Source organism: Kitasatospora sp. NPDC048296 (assembly GCF_043201815.1).
Taxonomy (GTDB): Bacteria; Actinomycetota; Actinomycetes; order Streptomycetales; family Streptomycetaceae; genus Kitasatospora.
On record NZ_JBICZB010000144.1, the window covers coordinates 1 to 5,510 of the forward strand.

Annotated in this window: 5 protein-coding genes; 1 reads left to right on the forward strand and 4 read right to left on the reverse strand. The window is 69.0% G+C overall.

Annotated features, from left to right (window positions below; genetic code table 11):
* Positions 1–90: 90 nt before the first annotated feature.
* The 4 genes from ACGF12_RS37725 to ACGF12_RS37740 form a co-directional block, all read right to left on the reverse strand.
* A complete protein-coding gene (locus ACGF12_RS37725) occupies positions 91–1,614 on the reverse strand; it encodes an FAD-binding oxidoreductase (RefSeq protein ID WP_393040917.1) in 1,524 nt (507 codons plus the stop codon).
* 363 nt (positions 1,615–1,977) lie between these two features.
* Positions 1,978–2,448: a hypothetical protein gene (locus tag ACGF12_RS37730; protein WP_393040920.1), complete on the reverse strand. Its 471-nt coding sequence runs from the start codon at positions 2,446–2,448 to the stop codon at positions 1,978–1,980.
* A complete protein-coding gene (locus tag ACGF12_RS37735; RefSeq protein WP_393040926.1) occupies positions 2,445–3,578 on the reverse strand; it encodes a molybdopterin-dependent oxidoreductase in 1,134 nt (377 codons plus the stop codon). The genes ACGF12_RS37730 and ACGF12_RS37735 overlap by 4 nt, the downstream gene beginning before the upstream one ends.
* Positions 3,579–3,730: 152 nt before the next feature.
* Positions 3,731–4,600 carry an alpha/beta fold hydrolase gene (locus tag ACGF12_RS37740; RefSeq protein ID WP_393040922.1) on the reverse strand — a complete coding sequence of 290 codons (870 nt, stop codon included), beginning with the start codon at positions 4,598–4,600 and terminating at the stop codon, positions 3,731–3,733.
* A 217-nt stretch (positions 4,601–4,817) separates the two neighbouring features.
* Between ACGF12_RS37740 and ACGF12_RS37745 the strand changes: the two genes are divergently transcribed.
* The gene (locus ACGF12_RS37745; protein ID WP_393040924.1) at positions 4,818–5,420 is read left to right on the forward strand and encodes a CGNR zinc finger domain-containing protein; all 603 of its coding nucleotides are present in this window, start codon (positions 4,818–4,820) and stop codon (positions 5,418–5,420) included.
* Positions 5,421–5,510 lie beyond the last annotated feature (90 nt).

A 5,510-nucleotide genomic window follows, 5' to 3' on the forward strand; every position in this document is an offset into this window, starting at 1 on the left:
CCACCGGCGCGGCGAGCACGGACCGGGCGACCGCGACCGATCGCGGCGATCAAACCCACCCGGCCAGTTGCTCGTTACCGACCCACGCTCCTAGGCGTGCTCGCGCCCGCGTGACGCGGGCGGGATGCTCTGCTCGTACTGGAAGACGTTGTGGGGGTCGTACTCCGCCTTGATCTCGCGCAGCCGCTCGAAGTTGGGTCCCCAGTAGGCGGTTTCCCAGTTCTGCATTCCGACATTCGGCACGTTGACGTAGGCACCGTTCACATAGGGCCGCAACGCCTGGCTGAACTCGGCAGTCCATGCCTGGGCCTGCGGGGTGAGCGGGTCGCAGACGCCCGGCTGTGTTCCACGAGTCCCCCAGCCGGCACCGATCTCGCCGTAGAAAAGCGCGTCTCGATGCGGGAACGCGGTGCCGCCGCGGGGGGGCCTTCTGACCGCCCCGCCGAAGGCCTGGGTGAAGTAGTTGCTGTCATCCGTCGGGGCATTCTGCATGAACGAGCCGATCACGCTGATCGCTTCCTTCGGGAACGGCTTTCCGGTGAACTGCGAGAAGAACTTCCAGTTCGCGGGCTCGACCGTGATGGGGGTCTGGAATCCCGCATATACGTCGCCCCAGTTACCCACCTGCGTCGAGACCTTCGGGTTGCCGACCGAAAGGATCGGGGCCAGCAACTTCTTCGCCTCTTCCGGCGTTCCTTCAGCGAGAACCGCGAACAGCAGGATCTGGTTCCTGTGGACCTCGAGCTGGGTTCCGAGGCGGTCGTCGGCGCACGGTGCCGTAGTCTGCCATGCGTCGAAGACCCCCTGCAGGTCCCCGAGGCCGTCCCACGTCGCCTGCACGTACGTGACGAACTTCAGCGGAGCCGTTTGGTAGGTGAGCGACGTGACGATCCCGAAGTTGCCGTTGCCCGCCCCGCGGAGCGCCCAGAGCAGGTCCGGGTTGTCGCTCAAGGATGCCTTGACCACCTGGGCGCACTCGGCACCCGACGCGACGACGATCTCAGCCTCCACAAGGCTGTCGCAGGCCATGCCGAGCAACCGGGTGAGGAACCCGAAGCCGCCGCCGAGCGTCGCACCGGACAGGCCTACGCTGCCCTCCGTTCCCGTCGTCACCGCGAGGTCCTGCTTCGCGAGTGCGGTCACCGCTTCCAACTGGTTGAGCCCGGCGCCGACTGTCGCGATACGAGAGGCGGTGTCGATCTTGACCGACTTCAACTCACTGATGTCGATCACGATGCCGTTGTCCACGTTCGACCAGCCCTCGAGCGCGTGGCGGCCGCTCCGCACCCGCACCGCGACGTCGTTCTGCCGCGCCCAGGTGAGGGCGTTGACCACGTCCTGGGTGTTCTGGGCGAAGACGATGACCAGCGGATAGTGAGCGAAGAGCTGGTCCCAGCCGAGCCTCGCATCCGTGAAGTCGGGGTCGCCGGGGCGGACGATGCGGCCGGTCAGCTCCGCCGGAGGGCACTTCCCGCCCTCCGGCCCTTTGACCGGCCCTTTGGTCGCGGCGCTCGCGCCCGTGGCGGCTACGGCCGTAACGCCCGGAACAACGACTGCGCCGACGCCGGCGGCCGCCGTCGCCTTGAGCAGGCCGCGACGAGAAAAGTCGTGCATGGTCCATTTCCTCCCGACCGGGATACGAGGCAAATCCTGTCCACCGACTGACAGTTCAGTTCTTCGTGGACGATTCCTAGGGTCCGCAGAGTAACGGAGACGCCGGTGACGGCATTGCCCGACACACTCGTCAGGGAAGACGGCGACGATAAGTGATATATGCGGCCAGTGCGCGCACCGCGGTCGCCGAAGTCGCACCGGAATGACCACCGCGCCGATAACTGTTTCACTGAAATGGCATGACGTCAGCCAGTGTTGTGCCTGTTGGCGGACGCGCTTCCGCCAGAGCAACAGTGCCCGGCCGTCCCCGCATCGCCAGCAACGAGTGCTGCCCGAACGCCGACCAGCTGCGGACGGTACTCCTCAGTGCCGTCGAGCGCCTCCCGAAGGAGCGGGACCGCGCCTGCTCACACGCCTTGGACGAAATGGCCACCGGTCTGCCCGGCGTGCCCTCCTGACCGCCTCCAGGAGCAGCGTGACCACGGCCGTCGCCGCGAGTAGCCAGAGCAGGTTGCGCGCGTAGGGCAACGGCAGCACGGTCGGGTTGGGGTTGTCTCCCGCGTGCAGGACGGCCGGCAGTCCCACCGCGGTCAGTGCGGCGGCCACGATCAGGCCGCCGCGCACCGTCCACGGTGCTTTCGCCAGGGCGGCCCCGGCCAGGCAGAGAAGCGGCACCCACAGCCCGTCGTGGAGCACGACGCCGCCCACCGCCCACTCCAGGACGTCCAGCGGGTCCTGGATGTAGTGGTCGTGCAGCAGTCCGTGGACGCCGTAGCCGATCATCCCCGCCGCGAGGAGCGCGGTCACCGTCCGCAGCGCGGCCGCCGCCCTCATACGATCACCTCGATCCGGTCCACCCACTTGGTCTGCAGCACACCCGGCCGGCCCGGGGCGATCACCCGGGCCGGGTAGCCGTGGTCGGCGTCCAGCACTTCGCCGTTGACCCGCAGCGCCAGCAGCGTCAGCGGATCGGCGGCGTAGGCGGCCTCCATCTCCGTTTCCCGGTAAGGGCCGTCCACCTCCAAGGAGGTGATCCGCAGCCGGGCGGTGGGCGGCGCTCCGGCCCGCGCCACCAGATCCTGGATGCGCACCCCGGCCCACTGCGCCGAGGCGCTCCAGCCTTCGACACAGGAGATCGGGAGCACGGCCTCGTGCTGGTCCATGGCCCGGAGCTCATCCATCGTCAGCTCGTACGATGCGGGGCCGACGACCTTCAGCCGCCAACTGACGGGCGGCTGTGCGGTGCCGGCCGCGGCGGCGGTCCGGTTGACGGGCAGGCCCTGCGGGCCGATGTCCGAACGGCGCGGCGCCAGCAGGTCGATCCGGCGCAGCCAGGGTACGGTCTGCCCGGCCGTGACCGCCGTGACCGCCAGCACCGAGGTGGTCACGGCGGTCAGGAAGCCGCGGCGCTGCGACAGTTCCGGCCGTGGCCGACACCAGTGGGCCGCGATCTCTGGTGCCTTGACGGCCAGGTGCAGCAGCAGGCCGCCGACCGCGATCCACGCCAGCCAGAAGTGCGTCTGCCGGAACGGGAAGGGCCACACGTACCACTGCAGCGTGTTGAGCAGCCCGGTGAACAGCTCCAGCACCATCGCCGCGACCAGCAGAAGGATGCCCAGCCGCTCCAGCGCATGCCGTACGCCGCGCGCGGGCGGCCACTCGAACAGCCGCGGGTAGACGGTCCACAACTTGGCGCCCAGCAAAGGGATCGCGGCGATACCGCTGATCACGTGCGCGCCCTGGGTGAACTGGTACAGGCCCGCGGGGCGGGCGGACAGGTGATCGCGCAGCCAGGCGGGCGGGTCCTGCAGCACATGGCTGTACAGCCCGGTCAGGAAGCAGACCAGCAGCGCCGCACCGAGCCAGCGGCCGATCACCACGGCGGTGCGTGGATCGTGCAGCGGGGACCGGAAGGTGCCCTCGCGCAGCGGACCTCTTCGCAGTGCCTCGGGCGGCGTGGGCAACGGCAGGTCGAACCGCCGCGTGGAGGGCGAAGAGGGCGAGGAGGAAGGGTTGTGTCGCACCCATCCATGACACAACGCACAACACCCGACCTGGTGGCGATTGCTGCTTACGGAATTCGTACGCCTGCCTGCGAGTCGTAGTCCCTGTCCCTTCAGCCGATGACGCGGCCGAGGAAGTCGCGGATGTACCGGGTGATCTCCTCCAGGTGGCTCTCGAGCGCGAAGTGGCCGGACTCGACCAGGTGGATCTCGGCCTTGGGCAGGTCGCTGCGGAACGCCTCGGCGCCGGCGGGGCCGAAGATCTCGTCCCCGGAGCCCCAGACGGCCAGCAGCGGCACCTGGGAGTCGCGGAAGTACTGGTGGACCTCCGGGTACAGGACGACGTTGGAGGGGTAGTCGCGGAAGAGCGCGAGCTGGATCTCGTCGTTGCCGGGCCGGTCCAGCAGGGCCTGGTCGTGGACCCAGTTGTCGGGGCTGACCAGGGTGGGGTCCGCGACGCCGTTGAGGTACTGCCAGCGGGTGACGTCGATGGTCAGGGCGCCGCGCAGTGGGGCCTCGGTCTCGGGGTTCGGGTTCTCCGCGTAGGCGAACAGGCCGTCCCAGAACGAGCGGACGAACCCGTCCTCGTAGGCGTTGCCGTTCTGGGTGATGATCGCGGTGATCCGGTCCGGGTTCTGCAGGGCGAGCCTCCAGCCGATGGGCGCGCCGTAGTCCTGGACGTACATGGCGAACCGGTTGACGTCGAGCTGCTCCAGCAGGCCCGCGGTGACCTCGGTGAGGGCGTCGAAGCTGTAGGTGAAGTCCTCGTGCGACGGGGCCGCGGACTGCCCGAAGCCGATGTGGTCCGGGGCGATGACGTGGTACCGGTCCGCGAGGGCCGGGATGAGCCCGCGGAACATGTGCGAGCTGGTCGGGAAGCCGTGGAGCAGCACGACCGTCGGGGAGTTGGCGTCGCCCGCCTCGCGGTAGAAGACCTCGAGGCCGTTCACGGTGGCGGTGCGGTAGTGGACTGAGGAACCCATGTTCCTAACCTTTCATCTAGCCCGAAGTGGTTACATCTCCAGTCGACCACCGATTACCCAACCCGTCAAGCCGCTCATGCCGGTTAGGCCATCCGGGCGCTCCGACTTGCCCGGCACGAGCGCCGACATCGCCCCGCTGACCAGAAAAGGGGCATTGAGTGGTTGGCGCAATCGGGGATGTAACCTGTCAAACAACTGGTTTGGGTTAGGAAGAGTGATGACCGGGCGCGCACAGCAGGACACCCTGCTGGACCTCTTGAACACCACACCGGTCGCCGGCACCAGCGGAACCCCCCAGGACCTGCTGGCCGAACCCCGGGCGGCCCGGGCGTGGCAGCGGGCTCACGGCGGCAGCGGGTCCCCCGGTGAGCGGCACCACCTCGTGCAGGCACGAGACTCTCTCCAGGCCGTGGTGCGCGGTCTTGCACCGGCAGCGTCGCTGTCGCCGCTCCTGGACGGTGTCACCTCCCGTCCCGAGGTCGCACCCGGGGGCATCACCTGGGCGGTGGACGTCCCCGAGGACCGAGGGCTGGCCGTGCAGGCGCTCCTGACCTGGGGCGCCCTCCAGGAGACGATGGAGGGCAGACTGCGGCCGTGCGCCAACGCCGAGTGCCGGCTGTTCCTGCTCGACCGGAGCAAGCCCAACAAGGCGCGCTGGTGCTCGATGGCCAGGTGCGGCAATCGGATGAAGGCCCGGCGCCACTACGAGCGCACCCGCGGAGCCGCCGCCGACCAGCGGGCGGCGGGGACATCCGCAGGACGGCAGGCTTCGACACCGTCGAGGCAGGCCGGGCCGAACCTCAGCGCCTCGGTGTCCTAGGAGCGTGGGTCGGTAACGAGCAACTGGCCGGGTGGGTTTGATCGCCGCGATCGGTCGCGGTCGCCCGGTCCGTGCTCGCCGCGCCGGTGG

Excerpts from the sequence above, each read along its gene's own strand:
- ACGF12_RS37730 (WP_393040920.1), bottom strand. The coding sequence starts at position 2,448 with ATGAGGGCGGCGGCCGCGCTGCGGACGGTGACCGCGCTCCTCGCGGCG.
- ACGF12_RS37745 (WP_393040924.1), top strand. The coding sequence starts at position 4,818 with ATGACCGGGCGCGCACAGCAGGACACCCTGCTGGACCTCTTGAACACC.
- ACGF12_RS37740 (WP_393040922.1), bottom strand. The coding sequence starts at position 4,600 with ATGGGTTCCTCAGTCCACTACCGCACCGCCACCGTGAACGGCCTCGAG.
- ACGF12_RS37725 (WP_393040917.1), bottom strand. The coding sequence starts at position 1,614 with ATGCACGACTTTTCTCGTCGCGGCCTGCTCAAGGCGACGGCGGCCGCC.